The following is a 14,601-nucleotide window of genomic DNA, read 5'->3' as shown; positions in this document are numbered from 1 at the left end:
AAGGCGCACAGGCGTAGTCGCCTACCTACCTGCTAGCTGGCCTTCTTGCTCGCACGGCCGTTGTCGCCGTACTCGTAGAAGCCCGCGCCGGACTTCTTGCCGACCAACCCGGCCTCGACCATGCGGAGCAGCAGCGGCGGAGCCGAGTACAGGGGCTCCTTGAACTCTTCGTACATGGAGTCGGCGATGGACTTCACCGTGTCGAGGCCCACCAGGTCGGTCAGCGCCAGCGGACCCATCGGGTGCGCAAGGCCGAGAACCGTTGCCTTGTCGATGTCTTCCTTGGTGGCGAACCCGGACTCCACCATCCGGATCGCGGACAGCAGGTACGGCACCAGGAGGGCGTTGACGACGAATCCGGAACGGTCCGCGGACCGGACGACCTGCTTGCCCAGCACGTCGCTCGCGAAGGCCTCGGCCCGCTCGGCCACCGACTTGCTCGTCTTGAGCGTGGTCACCAGCTCGACGAGGGGAAGCACGGGAACGGGGTTGAAGAAGTGCATCCCGATGACCCGTTCCGGGGCCGTCGTGGCGATGCCCAGCTTCATGATCGGGATCGACGACGTGTTCGACGCCAGCACGGCGTTCGGATCTGTCACGACCTGATCCAGTTCGGCGAAGATCTCGCTCTTCACCTTCTCGTCCTCGACGACGGCCTCCACGACGAGCTGCCGATCCGCGAAATCACCGAGATCGGAGGTGAACCGCAGCCGCCAGGCGGCCTGCTCACGTTCCCGCTCGGTGATCTTGCCGCTGCTCACACCGCGATCGAGCGAACGCAGGATGCGCGAACGCCCCGCCGCCGCAAGCTCACGGGTCTGCTCGAACACCAGAACGTCGACGTGCGCGCGAGCGCACACCTCTGCGATTCCGGCACCCATGATTCCGGCGCCGATCACGCCGACGCGCTGAATCTTTTCGCTGGTCACGTCAGCTCCTTTTCGTCTAGTGGAGTCGTCACCCGGGGAGGGGCCGTGTTACAGGCCCCTCCCCGGGTTCGGGTTGATCAGGTGAAACCATGATCGGTCGAAGCCTCGGAGAACGAGGCTCAGTGGAACTGACCCTCTTCGGTGGAGCCCTTCAGCGCAGCCGTCGACGTGTTGGGGTCGACCGTGGTGGCGATGCTGTCGAAGTAGCCGGCGCCGACCTCACGCTGGTGCTTGATGGCGGTGAAGCCACGCTCCTCGGCGGCCTTGAACTCGCGCTCCTGCAGGTCGACGAAGGCGGTCATGCCCTCGCGGGCGTAGCCGTGCGCCAGGTCGAACATGCCGTAGTTGAGCGAGTGGAAGCCGGCCAGGGTGATGAACTGGAACTTGAAGCCCATCGCGCCGAGCTCCTTCTGGAACTTCGCGATGGTCGCGTCGTCCAGGTGAGCCCTCCAGTTGAAGGACGGCGAGCAGTTGTAGGCGAGCAGCTGGTCGGGGAACTCGCTGCGGACGGCCTCGGCGAACTTCTTGGCGACCTCGAGGTCCGGCACGCCGGTCTCCATCCAGATGAGGTCGGAGTACGGGGCGTAGGCCTTGGCACGCGCGATGCAGGGCTCGATGCCGTTCTTGATGCCGTAGAAGCCCTCGGCGGTGCGGGTGCCGTCGAGGAACGGGCGGTCACGCTCGTCCACGTCGGAGGTGATGAGGGTCGCAGCCTCGGCATCGGTGCGCGCGATGACGACGGTGGGGACGTCCGCGACGTCGGCCGCGAGGCGAGCCGAGGTCAGGGTGCGGATGTGCTGCTGCGTGGGGATGAGCACCTTGCCACCGAGGTGGCCGCACTTCTTCTCCGACGCGAGCTGGTCCTCCCAGTGCGAACCGGCGACACCGGCAGCGATCATGGCCTTCTGCAGCTCGTAGACGTTGAGCGCGCCACCGAAGCCGGCTTCACCGTCGGCGACGATCGGGGCGAGCCAGTTGTCGACGGACGTGTCGCCCTCGACCTTGGCGATCTCGTCGGCGCGCAGCAGCGCATTGTTGATGCGGCGCACGACCTGCGGGACCGAGTTGGCCGGGTAGAGGCTCTGGTCGGGGTAGGTGTGTCCGGACAGGTTCGCGTCACCGGCGACCTGCCAGCCGGACAGGTAGATGGCCTTGAGGCCTGCACGGACCTGCTGCACGGCCTGGTTACCGGTCAGCGCGCCCAGCGAGTTGATGTAGTCCTCGTTGTTCACGAGGTCCCAGAGGATCTCGGATCCACGACGTGCGAGGGTCGCCTCTTCGACAACGGTGCCCTGGAGCTTGGTGACCTGCTCCGCCGTGTAGTTGCGGGTTACTCCCTTCCAGCGCGGGTTGGTGTCCCAATCCTGCTGGATTTCAGCTGCGGTCTTCGGGGTGCCGGTGGTCGACATCAAGACTCCACTCTCTTCGACTTCTGGTCCGGTACGGATGTACTGCTTCACATCCTTGCCAGGCCCTTCGTATGTACTCACCGAGAATGACATAAGCAAAAAGTGCCGTCTACCTGTTGCTACTGCCAATCTTGGCTAGCTTTTCACACCACATTGCAAAGACTGTTAAGAAAGTTCAGCGCCAAACCTGCCCGACCGGGGAGGAAAAATACTCGCCAGTAGCAAATACTCGCAGGTGGTGAACCACATGCACGCAACCCGTCGTACACAGATAACTACCCCCGCCGGACCGTGCCGTTCCCCGTCCGCGGAGGCGCCTCCGACAGCCCGATGTGACTGCAATCACCGATCCGGTCGGCTACCGTGACCTCGGATGGTCTCCTCCGGGCGAAGGGCACCACGATGCCGCTGTACGAATTCCGATGCGCCGCCGATTGCGGCCCGTTCGAGCGGTCCTTCCCCATGGCCGACGTGCCCCGATCGGTCCCCTGCCCAGGTTGCGAAGGCGACGCCGCCCGGCTCGTGTCCTCCCCGCGTCTCGGCCACGGATCGTCGCCGGCGATGAAACTCCTCGATGCAACGAAGAGGTCGGCTCACGAACCGGCCGTCGTCGCCGGGCCGCCGCCGCGGGCCGCGACCGGGCGCTCAGCCGTCACGAACAACCCGCTGCACCGCCGACTTCCTCGTCCCTGACCGGCCACAGAAGGAGCGCACATGCCCGAACTGCTGTTTCCGCTCGATTCCTCGAAGAAGTTCACCGACCAGGCGATCGTCGGCCACAACCGCTGGCACCCCGACATCCCGGCCGCGGTCACGGTGAAACCGGGCGACTCCTTCCGCGTGCACTGCCGCGAATGGTTCGACGGCGCCATCCACAACGACGACTCCGCCGACGACATCCTCAACGCACCGCTCACCACCGTGCACACCCTGACCGGACCTTTCGCCGTCGAAGGCGCGAAGCCCGGCGACCTGCTGATCGTCGACATCCTCGACGTCGGGCCCATCCCCCAGGAAGATTCCGGCCCGCTGGCAGGCCAGGGCTGGGGGTACACGGGCATCTTCTCCCGCCACAACGGCGGCGGATTCCTCACCGAGCAGTTCCCCGACGCCTACAAGGCCGTGTGGGACTTCTCCGGTCAGACCGCCACGTCGCGGCACGTCCCGCACGTCTCGTTCACCGGCATCGTGCATCCCGGGCTGATGGGCACCGCGCCGTCGGCCGCGCTGCTGTCGAAGTGGAACGCGCGGGAGGGCGCACTCATCGCCACCGACCCGGGCCGGGTTCCCCCACTCGCACTGCCGCCCGAGCCGCAGGACGCCGTCCTCGGGTCCCTGCCGGGCGCCGACTTCGACCGAGTCGCCGGCGAGGCCGCCCGCACCGCTCCCCCGCGGGAGAACGGCGGCAACCAGGACATCAAGAACCTCACCAAGGGCAGCCGCGTCTTCTACCCGGTGTTCGTCGACGGCGCGAACCTGTCCGTCGGCGATCTGCACTTCTCCCAGGGCGACGGCGAGATCACGTTCTGCGGCGCCATCGAGATGGGCGGCTTCATCGACCTGCGCGTCGACATCATCGCCGGCGGGATGGACACGTACGGCGTGTCCGAGAACGCGATCTTCATGCCCGGCAACACGGATCCGCAGTACTCGGAGTGGCTCGCGTTCTCCGGGACGTCCGTCACCCTGGACGGGGAACAGAAGTACCTCGACTCGCACCTGTCCTATCAGCGCGCATGTCTCCACGCGATCGACTACCTCACCAAGTTCGGGTACAGCCCCGAGCAGGCGTATCTCCTGCTCGGCGCCGCACCCATCGAGGGCAGGCTGTCGGGGGTCGTGGACATCCCGAACTCCTGCTCGACCGTGTACCTGCCGACGGCGATGTTCGACTTCCCCGTCGCACCGTCCACGTCGGGTCCGTTCCGGATCGACCCGGGCATCGGCGCCCCGCGCTCGGAGAACAAGGGCTGATCGCCGGGCGAATGTACCTTCCGGCGCCTCCAGTGCGCCGAGAGGTACATTCACCCCGGCACTGCCCGCCCGACCCGTCCGAGTAAATCTTGCGAAGGTTCCGTTCGCACACCTGACCTGCACCGGTACCATTGCCGTATGTCCAAGACCTTCGTCGGTACCCGGTTGCGTCAGCTCCGAACCGAGCGTGGTCTCAGCCAGGCGGCGCTGGCGAAGACGCTGGAGATCTCGGCCAGCTACCTCAATCAGATCGAGCACGACGTCCGGCCGCTGACGGTGCCGGTGCTGCTGCGGATCAGCGAGGTCTTCGGCGTCGACACCACGTTCTTCTCCTCCCAGGACGACACGCGCCTGATCGCGGAGATGCGCGAGGTCGCGCTGGACCAGGAGATGGGGATCGACGCGGACGCCCAGGAGATCGCGGAGATGGTCGCGTCGCATCCGGGCCTGGCGAAAGCGATGGTCAACATGCACCGCCGCTTCCGCAACACCACCGCCCAGCTGGCTCTCGCGACGGAGGACCGCTACAGCGACGGCAGCGGCAGCGGCGCGATCACGATGCCGCACGAGGAGGTCCGCGACTACTTCTATCAGCGGCAGAACTACCTGCACGAACTCGACACGGCGGCGGAGGAGCTGACGGCGCGGATGCGGTTCCACCGCGGCGACGTCGGCGGTGAGATCGCCCGCCGGTTGCAGACCGTGCACGACGTGCAGATCGTCAAGCGCATCGACCTCGGCGAGAACGTCCTGCACCGGTACGACCCCGAGTCGCGGCTGCTGGAGATCTCGCCGCATCTGTCGGGTGGGCAGCAGGTGTTCAAGTTCGCGACCGAGTTGGCGTTCCTGGAATACGGCGACCTGCTCGACAAGCTGGTGGCGGAGGGCGGCTTCACCAGCGACGAGTCCGTCGCGCTCGCCCGGCTCGGGCTGGCCAACTACTTCGCCGCGGCGACGGTCCTCCCCTACGGCCAGTTCCACGACGTGGCCGAGGACTTCCGGTACGACATCGAGCGCCTGTCGGCGTTCTACTCGGTGAGCTACGAGACGATCTGTCACCGCCTCTCCACGCTGCAGCGTCCGAAGCTGCGCGGTGTCCCGTTCATGTTCGTGCGCGTCGACCGGGCGGGCAACATGTCGAAGCGGCAGTCCGCCACCGGGTTCCACTTCTCCACCAGCGGCGGCACGTGCCCGCTGTGGAACGTGTACGAGACGTTCGCGTACCCCGGCAAGATCATGAACCAGATCGCGCAGATGCCGGACGGCCGCCGGTACCTGTGGATCGCCCGCACCGTCGAACGCCGCGCCCAGCGTTACGGTCAGCCCGCCAAGATCTTCGCGATCGGGCTGGGCTGCGAGATCCGGCACGCGCACCGTCTCGTGTACGGCGACGGTCTGGACCTCGACGATTCCAACCCGGGCACCCCCATCGGCGCCGGCTGCCGGGTGTGCGAGCGCGTCAACTGCCCGCAACGCGCGTTCCCGCCACTCGGCAAGCAACTCGACATCAGCGAGCACCAGAGTTCGGTCTCCCCGTACCTGATCCGTTAGCGCACACCGGTTCCCGGCAGGACGTGGCATTGTGAGCGGTTGTTCACGCAACCGTAATTCGCGTCACGAACACGTCACCGACAGACATTCAGGCGCAACAACGGCCGCTTAATGTTCGCCCCACGAATACACCTCTGTATACGTGGGGCGGATACATGTCCCGGGTTGCGGAGGTCCACCAAGTCCTCCGACGGAAAGGCCCGTACATGCGCACCTTCTCCAAGCGCGCCCTCGCTGCACCGACCGCGCTCGCCGCCATCGGGCTCGTGCTGACCGGTTGCGGCAGCAAGGCGTCCGACACGGCCGGCGAGTCCACCGCGGCGTCCTGTGTGGACACGTCCGGGGACACGATCAAGGTCGGGTCCCTGAACTCGTTGTCCGGCACCATGGCCATCAGTGAGGTGACCGTCCGGGACTCGATCGCACTCGCGGTCGACGAGATCAACAACTCGGGCGGCGTGCTCGGCAAGAAGATCCAGATCGTGGCCGAGGACGGCGCCTCCGAGCCCACCGTGTTCGCGGAGAAGGCCGAGAAGCTCATCAGCAGCGACTGCGTCGCGGCCGTGTTCGGCGGCTGGACGTCGTCGAGCCGCAAGGCGATGCTGCCGGTCTTCGAGGACAACAACTCGCTGCTGTACTACCCCGTGCAGTACGAGGGGCTCGAGGATTCGAAGAACATCTTCTACACCGGTGCCACCACCAACCAGCAGATCGTGCCCGCCCTCGACTACCTGAAGGAGAAGGGCGTCAAGTCGCTGTACCTGGTGGGCAGCGACTACGTGTTCCCGCAGACGGCCAACCGCATCATCAAGGCGTACGCGGCGGCCAACGGCATCGAGATCAAGGGCGAGGATTACACGCCGCTCGGCTCCACCGACTTCTCGACCATCGTCAACAAGGTCCGCTCCGCCGACGCGGACGCCGTGTTCAACACCCTGAACGGCGATTCCAACGTCGCCTTCTTCCGCGAGTACGCGAACGTCGGCCTGAAGCCCGCCGACATGCCCGTCGTGTCGGTGTCGATCGCCGAGGAGGAGGTCGGCGGCATCGGCGTCCAGAACATCGAGGGTCAGCTGACCGCATGGAACTATTACCAGACCATCGACACGCCGGAGAACAAGAAGTTCGTCGACGCGTACAAGGCCCGGTACGGCGCGAACAAGCCGACGTCCGACCCGATGGAAGCCGCGTACACGTCCGTGTACCTGTGGAAGAACACCGTCGAGAAGGCGAACTCGTTCGCCACCAAGGACATCCAGGAAAACGCGGACGGCGTCACGTTCGCCGCGCCGGAGGGTCCGGTCACCATCGACGGGTCCAACCACCACATCACCAAGACCGCGCGGATCGGTGAGATCCGGGGCGACGGCCTGATCTACACGGTCTGGGATTCGGGCACCCCGATTCAGCCGGACCCGTACCTGAAGTCCTACCCGTGGGCCGAGGCGCTGGGTAGCTAGAACACGGTCCGACGAGCACGAGGGAAGAGAGAGGACATACATCGATGGATGTAGTGATCGGACAGCTGTTCACCGGGTTGAGTATCGGATCGATCCTGTTGCTCGCAGCGCTGGGGCTGTCGTTGACGTTCGGCCAGATGGGCGTCATCAACATGGCCCACGGCGAGTTCATCATGGCCGGCTCGTACACGGCCTACGTGGTGCAGCAGGTGGTGTCGAGCGCGACCGGTTCTCTGTTCGTCTCTCTGCTCGTCGGCTTCGTGGTCGGCGGCGCGATGGGCGTCCTGCTCGAGGTGACGCTCGTGAAGCGGATGTACCACCGGCCGCTGGACACGCTACTGGTGACGTTCGGTGTGGGACTGATCCTGCAGCAACTGGCCCGCGACGTCTTCGGGGCGCCCGCCGTCAACGTCGCCGCACCGGACTGGCTGTCCGGCGGGGTGGAGATCCTGGGCGCGGTGGTCCCGAAGACGCGGCTGTTCATCCTGGTGCTCGCCGTCGTGGCGGTCGTCGCGCTGTCGCTGGCGATGCAGAAGTCGTCGATGGGACGCCGCATCCGCGCCGTCGTGCAGAACCGCGATCTCGCAGAGACGAGCGGGATCTCCAGTCGCCGAACCGATGTGACGACGTTCTTCCTCGGTTCCGGTCTGGCGGGTGTCGCGGGAGTGGCGCTGACCCTGATCGGCTCGACGAGCCCGACCATCGGCCAGAGTTACCTCATCGACGCATTCCTGGTGGTCGTGGTCGGCGGTCTGGGCCAGATGAAGGGCGCGGTGATCGCCGCGTTCGCGCTCGGCATCCTCAATTCGTTCGTCGAGTACTCGACCACGGCGTCGATCGCGAAGGTCATCGTGTTCGTGGTCATCGTGGTGTTCCTCCAGGTTCGGCCGCAGGGCCTGTTCGCCGTCAAGACGAGGAGTCTCGTATGAGCATCCTGACGAGTGGCCGCTACCGCGCGTGGGCGGGATTCGCGCTGGCCGCGCTGCTTCTGTTCGTGCTCGCCCCCGCCGTCCTCAGCGACTTCCGGCTGAGTCTGTTGGGCAAGTTCCTGTGCTTCGCGATCGTCGCGGTCGGGATCGGCCTGGCCTGGGGCCGCGGCGGCATGCTCACCCTCGGCCAGGGTGTGTTCTTCGGGCTGGGCGCGTACATGATGGCGATGCATCTGAAGATCGCCGACGCCGAACTCCGCGGCGACACCGTGCCCGACTTCATGCAGATCGCGGGCATCCGGGAACTGCCGGGCTACTGGGTGCCGTTCACGTCGCCGATCGTGACGATCCTGGGAATCCTCCTGATCCCCGCGTCGGTGGCGTTCGTCCTCGGTCTCGGCGTGTTCAAGCGTCGCGTCAAGGGCGCGTATTTCGCGATCCTCAGTCAGGCGCTCGCCGCCGCGTTCGCCATCCTGCTGGTGGGTCAGCAGAGCACCGGAGGAAGCAACGGCCTCAACCGGTTCCGCACGTTCTTCGGTTTCAACCTGAACGACCCGGCCAACAAGCAGATGCTGTTCTTCATCGCCGCCGGCGTGCTGCTGGCCGTCGTCGCCGTCACCCGGCAGTTGATGAACAGCCGCTACGGTGAACTGCTCGTCGCCGTCCGGGACCAGGAGGAGCGGGTGCGCTTCCTCGGGTACGACCCGGCGAACATCAAACTCGTCGCCTACGTGACGGCAGCGTTCTTCGCCGGCCTCGCCGGCGCGCTGTTCGTGCCGATCGTCGGCATCATCTCCCCCGCCGACGTCGGGATCGTCCCGTCGATCGCGTTCCTGATCGGGGTGGCCATCGGCGGACGCTCCACGCTTCTCGGCCCCGTCCTCGGCGCGATCGGCGTGGCGTGGGCGCAGAGCGCCTTCTCGGAGTCGTTCCCGTCCGGCTGGATCTACGCGCAGGGTCTGCTGTTCATCGTGGTCGTCGGATTCTTCCCGGCCGGTGTCGCGGGACTGTTCGCGCTGCTGAAGCGCAAGCGGAAGGCCGCGTCCGAGCCGCAGCCACCGCCCGGGCCGGAGGACGAGACCGAGGCGGCGGAGCGAATGGAGATGGCGCGATGACGATTCCCACCACGTCCAAGGAACCGATGCTCGGCGGCAACGCCGGAATGTCCAGCGAGTACCTCGAGGTCCGGGACCTGCGGGTCAGCTTCGACGGCTTCAAGGCCGTCGACGGCGTCGACCTCACCCTGATGCAGGGCGATCTGCGGTTCCTGATCGGCCCCAACGGCGCGGGCAAGACCACGCTGGTCGACGCCATCACCGGGCTCGTCCCGGCGACGGGGTCGGTCACGAAATCCGGCGTCGAGTTGATCGGCAGGAAGGTGCACCGCATCGCCCGGCTCGGCGTGGGCCGCACGTTCCAGACGGCGAGCGTGTTCGAGGAACTGTCGGTGCTCCAGAACCTCGACATCGCCGCCGGCGCGGGCCGCTCCGCGCTCACCCTGCTGCGCCGCCGCAAGACCGTGCTTCCCGCGATCGAGGAGGCGCTCGACGTCACCGGTCTCGGCAGGCTCCGCGACACCCCCGCCGGAATCCTCGCGCACGGGCAGAAGCAGTGGCTCGAGATCGGCATGCTCCTCGTGCAGAACTGCTCCGTCCTGCTGCTCGACGAACCGGTGGCCGGCATGAGCCACGAGGAACGCGAGGAGACGGGAAACCTGCTGCGCCGCATCGGCGGTGAACGGACCGTCGTCGTGGTCGAGCACGACATGGACTTCATGCGCGCGTTCGCGACCTCGGTGACCGTGTTGCACGCCGGGAAGGTGCTGAGCGAGGGAACGGTCGAGCAGGTGCAGGCCGATCCACGTGTGCAGGAGGTGTATCTCGGGACCGCCGCGGCGGGCGCCGCCCCCGAGTTGCAGCCCGACGTTTCGAAGGAGGACAGCGATGCTCGAGCTTGACGACGTCCGAGCCGGGTACGGCCGGACCGAGGTGATCCACGGAGTGTCGCTGACGGTCCCGTCGGACGGGGTGGCCGCGGTGATGGGACACAACGGCGCAGGCAAGACCACGCTTCTCCGGGCCGCGGTCGGACTGATCAAGGTGAATTCCGGGCGGGTGCTGTTCGACGGCGAGGACGTCACGGCACTGCGGCCCAGCGCCAGGGTGGCGCGCGGCCTCGCGTACGTGCCGCAGGGCCAGCAGTCGTTCGGCCAGCTGACGACCGCGGAGAACCTGCAGGTGGTGGCGGACGGCCGCAAGCGCGGCAGGGAACTCGTCGGCGAGGCGCTGGATCTGTTCCCGGCGCTGCGCGGCCTGCTCGACCGGCGCGCCGGTCTGCTCTCCGGGGGCCAGCGTCAGCAACTCGCCATCGCGCGAGCACTGATCACGGAACCGAAGATGCTGATCCTCGACGAACCGACGGAGGGAATTCAGCCGTCCGTCGTGGCGGAGATCGAACGCACGATCATGGAACTCACCCGCCGCGGCGGCCTCGGAGTCCTGTTGGTGGAACAGCACATCGGGTTCGCGCTCGAATCCGCCGAACGCTACTACGTCCTCGAGTCCGGCCGGGTGACGTCGTCCGGCGACGGCGGCGCCGCACCCGATTCCGACGTCCGGACCGCGGTCTCCGACGTCCGCGCGGCGATGGCGATCTGATGGCACGCCGAGAACCGGCCGGGTCCCTCAGCGACCACGTGTACCTGTCTCTGCGCACCGATCTGATGAGCGGCCGGATCCCGCCGGGACAGCGGCTCGGCGAGGAGCGTCTCGCCGACACCTACGGGGTGTCGCGGACGCCGGTGCGGGAGGCCCTGGCCCGGCTCCTCGCCGACGGACTGGTCCAGCGCGACGTGGGCGGGTTGTTTCCCTACCGCCCCCGCATCGACGAACTCGCGGGACTGTACGAACTGCGCATCACGCTCGAGCTCCAGGGAATCGCCCGGGTCCGTGCCGACGAGTCGCTGTCGCACGACCCGGACGTTCTGGGACCGGAACTCGAGCGGTGGTACGCGCTGCGGAAGGAGAACCCGGAGCCGGATGCCGGATTCGTGGCGCTCGACGAGCAGTTCCACACGGTGCTGCTGCGGTCGGCCGGAAACCGGGCGCTGTCCGATGCGCTGGTCAGCGTGAACGCGAAGGTACGGCCGGTCCGGATGTTCGACTACCTGACCCCCGACCGCATGAGCGCGACGATCGACGAGCACATCGCGGTGGCCGAGTTCGCACTCGACGGCAAGCTCGACACCGCATACGACACGCTGCTCGCGCACATCAGCGAGTCGCGGGAGGTGGTGATCGAGCGCGCGGAGCAGGCACTGTCCCTCGCGCGGATGGCCTGGGCGATCCGTGATTGAGACAGTTGTCCAACTCGGTGGGACCTTTTTCCCACCAATGCGCCGAGCGGGTGCTAGCGTCTTGCTACCGCTCGGTAACACAGGTTGGGAACTCGCTTCATGGCACGCACTCTCGAAGAGAATCTGGTCGGACGCCGCGTCCTGATCACCGGCTCGGCCCGGGGAATCGGCGCCGGACTCGCCAGACGACTTCACGAGCGGGGCGCCCGCGTCGGGCTGCTCGGCCTCGAACCCGAACTCCTCGAACAGACCGCCACCACCTGCGGACGGGCGCCGTGGCGCCGGTGCGACGTCCGCGACCGGCGTGCCGTCGAGGACTCGTTCGACTACCTCACCGACCGGCTCGGCGGCCTCGACGTCGTCGTCGCGAACGCGGGAGTGACACCCCCGGCGCACATCGTCGCGGGTGATCCGGACGTGATGCGCTACGCCATCGAGGTCAACGTACTGGGGACGTACCACACGCTGCGGGCCGCGGGGCCGTACATCGGGCACCGCAACGGATACGCGCTTGTCGTCGCATCGTCGACGGCATTCGACCCGCTGCGTGGTGTCCACAGCGCGCCGAGAGGCGGCGCCGAGGAACTCGGCGAGGCGCTGCGGGAGGAAATGAAGCCGCTCGGGACCCGGGTCGGCATCGCCCGGCTCGGCGAGATCGACACGGATCGCACCCTGATCGGTTTCGACGGCGTCGCGGTCCCCGCACCCCGCGGCAGCGCACTCGCCCGGACCTCCTCGATCACGGTGGCGGTCGACGCGCTCGAACGGGGAATCGCGGGACGGAAGAACCGGATTTCCGCGCCGTCCCGGGTACCCGGGTCGGATTCTGTGCGTATGCTCGCACTCCGGGCCCTCCCACTTCGGGGCCTCGCATCTCGGGCGACCGAGATGACCCGGTCGATCGAACTACGCACGCACGCAACCGTTCCTGCCAGGGGGCGAGTAGAAGGAGAGGGGGCGGCGTGACCGCACGCATTCCACCGGGACGTCTGAAGGAACTCGGCCCCGTCAACTGGGCGCTGTGGCGGATCATCTCCCGTGTCGCCGGCGTCCCGGACGCGCATCTGTTCAGCACGGTGGGCCACACGGGGGGCCTCTTCCGCGCGTGGCTGCACTACTCCGGCAAGCTGATGCCGGGCGGGAAGATCTCCCGCCACGAGACCGAATTGATCATCCTGCGGGTGGCGCACCTGCGGAAGTGCGGCTACGAGATGGACCACCACGTGCGCCTCGGACGCCGGGCCGGCGTCACCCCGGCGCTGCTCGAACAGGTGCTGGAAGGCCCCGACGCGGAAGGCTGGGACGCGCGCCGCCGCGCCATCCTCACCGCCGTCGACCAACTCGTCACCACCGACAACCTGGACGACGCCACGTGGTCGTCGCTCGGCGCGTACTTCGACGATCGCCGGCTGATCGAGTTCTGTTTTCTGGTGACGCAGTACGACGCCCTGGCCACCACCATCGGGACGCTGAGGATCGAACGCGACTACTCGTAGGCTTCGCATCGCGCAGAACGCAGAGAAGAGGAACGGCTGCATGACCTCCGCCACCGAAGACGTCCGTTCCGAGAAGGGTCTGGCGCGGGTTGCGCAGTCGCTGGCCGGGTGGACGGAGAAGTGGTTTCCGGACGCCTACGTCTTCGCCCTCGTCGGTGTCTTCGTCGTCGCGGTGGCCGCGCTGGCCAACGGTTCGTCTCCGCAGGAAGTGGTGGATGCGTTCGGCGACGGGTTCTGGGATCTGACCGCGTTCACCCTGCAGATGGCGATGGTGGTGCTGACCGGGTACGTGGTCGCGACGTCCCCGCCGGTGGCCCGGCTGATCGACCGTCTGGCGACGGTGCCCGGCACTGCACGCAGCGCAGTCAGTTTCGTGGCCTTCCTGTCGATGTCGGTCTCGTTCCTGAACTGGGGCCTCAGCTTGGTGTTCGGCGGGCTGCTGGCCCGGGCGATCGCGCGCCGGACCGACCTGCGAGTGGACTACCGCGCCCTGGGCGCGGCGGCCTTCATGGGCCTGGGCGCGGTGTGGGCGCTCGGCATGTCGTCCTCCGCCGCCCAACTCCAGGCCACCGCGGCCTCGCTGCCGCCCGCGCTGCTGAAGATCACCGGCGTTCTCGACTTCGGCACCACGATCTTCACCTGGCAGTCGCTGCTGATGTGCGCCGTCATCATCGCCCTGACCGTGGTGATCGCCCACTTCTCGGCGCCGAGGGGCGCCGCCGTCACCACCGCCCAAGACTTGGAGGTGGACCTCGACGACCGCCCGAAGGAGGTCCCGCCCCGATCGCGTCCGGGAGAATGGCTCGAGTACAGCCGGATCCTGCCGATACTCGCCGGTCTGATGACGTTGGGATGGCTCGTCTCCCAGCTGGCGACCAAACCCCTGCTCACCGTTGTCAGCAGCCTCAACGGTTATCTGCTGGTCTTTCTCATGCTGGGGCTGGTGCTGCACGGAACGCCGCGCAAATTCCTGCAGGCCGTCGCCCTGGCCGTCCCAGCCACGGCCGGGATTCTGGTCCAGTTTCCGCTGTACGCCGCGATGGCCGCGATCCTCACCAAGGCCGAGGGCAGAAACGGCCTCACCATCTCGGAGCACCTGGCCGAGTTCTTCACGAACATCGGCAGCGGCGGCGCGTTCACCGTCGTCATCGCCCTCTACACCGTCGTACTGGGCCTGTTCGTGCCGTCCGGCGGCGGAAAGTGGCTGGTCGAGGCGCCGTACGTCATGCAGTCGGCCACCGACGTCCAGATGAACCTGGGCTGGACGGTCCAGGTGTACAACGTCGCCGAGGCGCTGCCGAACCTGATCAACCCGTTCTTCATGCTCCCCCTGCTCGCGGTGCTGGGGCTCCGGGCGCGCGATCTGGTGGGATTCACGTTCCTGCAGTTCATGTTCCACCTGCCGGTGGTCCTGCTGCTGGTGTGGCTGCTCGGCACGACATTCGACTTCGTTCCCCCGGTGCAGCCGTCGACACCGTGAGAGGTGTTACTAACCCAC

14 protein-coding genes are annotated in these 14,601 nt (G+C 67.0%); 12 read left to right on the top strand and 2 right to left on the bottom strand.

Going from position 1 to position 14,601, the window contains the following annotated elements:
• Positions 1–32 precede the first annotated feature (32 nt).
• Positions 33–929 carry a 3-hydroxybutyryl-CoA dehydrogenase gene (locus JWS13_RS34765; RefSeq protein ID WP_087559288.1) on the bottom strand — a complete coding sequence of 299 codons (897 nt, stop codon included), beginning with the start codon at positions 927–929 and terminating at the stop codon, positions 33–35.
• Between the two features lie 119 nt (positions 930–1,048).
• Positions 1,049–2,338: an isocitrate lyase gene (gene aceA / locus JWS13_RS34760; protein ID WP_206009953.1), complete on the bottom strand. Its 1,290-nt coding sequence runs from the start codon at positions 2,336–2,338 to the stop codon at positions 1,049–1,051.
• 402 nt (positions 2,339–2,740) lie between these two features.
• Between aceA and JWS13_RS34755 the strand changes: the two genes are divergently transcribed.
• From JWS13_RS34755 to JWS13_RS34700, 12 genes are all read left to right on the top strand, one after another.
• Entirely contained in the window at positions 2,741–3,031 is a 291-nt protein-coding gene (locus tag JWS13_RS34755) for an FmdB family zinc ribbon protein (protein ID WP_206011859.1), read from the top strand.
• Positions 3,032–3,052: 21 nt separating this feature from the next.
• On the top strand, positions 3,053–4,312 hold the full coding sequence (gene fmdA / locus JWS13_RS34750; protein WP_206009952.1) for a formamidase: 1,260 nt from the start codon (positions 3,053–3,055) through the stop codon (positions 4,310–4,312).
• A gap of 138 nt (positions 4,313–4,450) precedes the next feature.
• Complete coding sequence (gene ramB / locus JWS13_RS34745) at positions 4,451–5,863, top strand: acetate metabolism transcriptional regulator RamB (protein ID WP_012689049.1); 1,413 nt, start codon at positions 4,451–4,453, stop codon at positions 5,861–5,863.
• A 206-nt stretch (positions 5,864–6,069) separates the two neighbouring features.
• Positions 6,070–7,323 carry an urea ABC transporter substrate-binding protein gene (urtA, locus tag JWS13_RS34740; RefSeq protein ID WP_206009951.1) on the top strand — a complete coding sequence of 418 codons (1,254 nt, stop codon included), beginning with the start codon at positions 6,070–6,072 and terminating at the stop codon, positions 7,321–7,323.
• A 44-nt stretch (positions 7,324–7,367) separates the two neighbouring features.
• Positions 7,368–8,252: an urea ABC transporter permease subunit UrtB gene (gene urtB / locus JWS13_RS34735; protein ID WP_206009950.1), complete on the top strand. Its 885-nt coding sequence runs from the start codon at positions 7,368–7,370 to the stop codon at positions 8,250–8,252.
• Positions 8,249–9,367 carry an urea ABC transporter permease subunit UrtC gene (gene urtC, locus JWS13_RS34730; RefSeq protein ID WP_206009949.1) on the top strand — a complete coding sequence of 373 codons (1,119 nt, stop codon included), beginning with the start codon at positions 8,249–8,251 and terminating at the stop codon, positions 9,365–9,367. Before urtB ends, urtC begins: the two co-directional genes overlap by 4 nt.
• The gene (urtD, locus tag JWS13_RS34725) at positions 9,364–10,209 is read left to right on the top strand and encodes an urea ABC transporter ATP-binding protein UrtD (protein ID WP_206009948.1); all 846 of its coding nucleotides are present in this window, start codon (positions 9,364–9,366) and stop codon (positions 10,207–10,209) included. Before urtC ends, urtD begins: the two co-directional genes overlap by 4 nt.
• Positions 10,196–10,909, top strand: a complete 714-nt coding sequence (gene urtE, locus JWS13_RS34720) for an urea ABC transporter ATP-binding subunit UrtE (RefSeq protein WP_206009947.1) — start codon at positions 10,196–10,198, stop codon at positions 10,907–10,909. The genes urtD and urtE overlap by 14 nt, the downstream gene beginning before the upstream one ends.
• The gene (locus tag JWS13_RS34715; RefSeq protein WP_087559296.1) at positions 10,909–11,607 is read left to right on the top strand and encodes a GntR family transcriptional regulator; all 699 of its coding nucleotides are present in this window, start codon (positions 10,909–10,911) and stop codon (positions 11,605–11,607) included. Before urtE ends, JWS13_RS34715 begins: the two co-directional genes overlap by 1 nt.
• A gap of 99 nt (positions 11,608–11,706) precedes the next feature.
• Positions 11,707–12,573, top strand: coding sequence for an SDR family NAD(P)-dependent oxidoreductase (locus JWS13_RS34710; RefSeq protein WP_206009946.1), 867 nt, complete (start codon positions 11,707–11,709; stop codon positions 12,571–12,573).
• Positions 12,570–13,103, top strand: a complete 534-nt coding sequence (locus JWS13_RS34705) for a carboxymuconolactone decarboxylase family protein (protein WP_206009945.1) — start codon at positions 12,570–12,572, stop codon at positions 13,101–13,103. The genes JWS13_RS34710 and JWS13_RS34705 overlap by 4 nt, the downstream gene beginning before the upstream one ends.
• Before the next feature lie 40 nt (positions 13,104–13,143).
• Complete coding sequence (locus JWS13_RS34700; protein WP_124396056.1) at positions 13,144–14,583, top strand: short-chain fatty acid transporter; 1,440 nt, start codon at positions 13,144–13,146, stop codon at positions 14,581–14,583.
• The last annotated feature ends 18 nt before the right edge of the window (positions 14,584–14,601 follow it).

The organism is Rhodococcus pseudokoreensis, assembly GCF_017068395.1.
GTDB classification, from domain to species: Bacteria; Actinomycetota; Actinomycetes; order Mycobacteriales; family Mycobacteriaceae; genus Rhodococcus_F; species Rhodococcus_F pseudokoreensis.
Note: the sequence above shows the minus strand (reverse complement) of the source record. Positions and strands in the feature narration are given on the sequence as shown.

What these genes read in the sequence shown, in the direction of transcription:
- aceA (WP_206009953.1), bottom strand. Translation starts at nt 2,338, where the DNA reads ATGTCGACCACCGGCACCCCGAAGACCGCAGCTGAAATCCAGCAGGAT.
- JWS13_RS34755 (WP_206011859.1), top strand. Translation starts at nt 2,741, where the DNA reads ATGCCGCTGTACGAATTCCGATGCGCCGCCGATTGCGGCCCGTTCGAG.
- fmdA (WP_206009952.1), top strand. Translation starts at nt 3,053, where the DNA reads ATGCCCGAACTGCTGTTTCCGCTCGATTCCTCGAAGAAGTTCACCGAC.
- ramB (WP_012689049.1), top strand. Translation starts at nt 4,451, where the DNA reads ATGTCCAAGACCTTCGTCGGTACCCGGTTGCGTCAGCTCCGAACCGAG.
- urtA (WP_206009951.1), top strand. Translation starts at nt 6,070, where the DNA reads ATGCGCACCTTCTCCAAGCGCGCCCTCGCTGCACCGACCGCGCTCGCC.
- urtB (WP_206009950.1), top strand. Translation starts at nt 7,368, where the DNA reads ATGGATGTAGTGATCGGACAGCTGTTCACCGGGTTGAGTATCGGATCG.
- urtC (WP_206009949.1), top strand. Translation starts at nt 8,249, where the DNA reads ATGAGCATCCTGACGAGTGGCCGCTACCGCGCGTGGGCGGGATTCGCG.
- urtD (WP_206009948.1), top strand. Translation starts at nt 9,364, where the DNA reads ATGACGATTCCCACCACGTCCAAGGAACCGATGCTCGGCGGCAACGCC.
- urtE (WP_206009947.1), top strand. Translation starts at nt 10,196, where the DNA reads ATGCTCGAGCTTGACGACGTCCGAGCCGGGTACGGCCGGACCGAGGTG.
- JWS13_RS34715 (WP_087559296.1), top strand. Translation starts at nt 10,909, where the DNA reads ATGGCACGCCGAGAACCGGCCGGGTCCCTCAGCGACCACGTGTACCTG.
- JWS13_RS34710 (WP_206009946.1), top strand. Translation starts at nt 11,707, where the DNA reads ATGGCACGCACTCTCGAAGAGAATCTGGTCGGACGCCGCGTCCTGATC.
- JWS13_RS34700 (WP_124396056.1), top strand. Translation starts at nt 13,144, where the DNA reads ATGACCTCCGCCACCGAAGACGTCCGTTCCGAGAAGGGTCTGGCGCGG.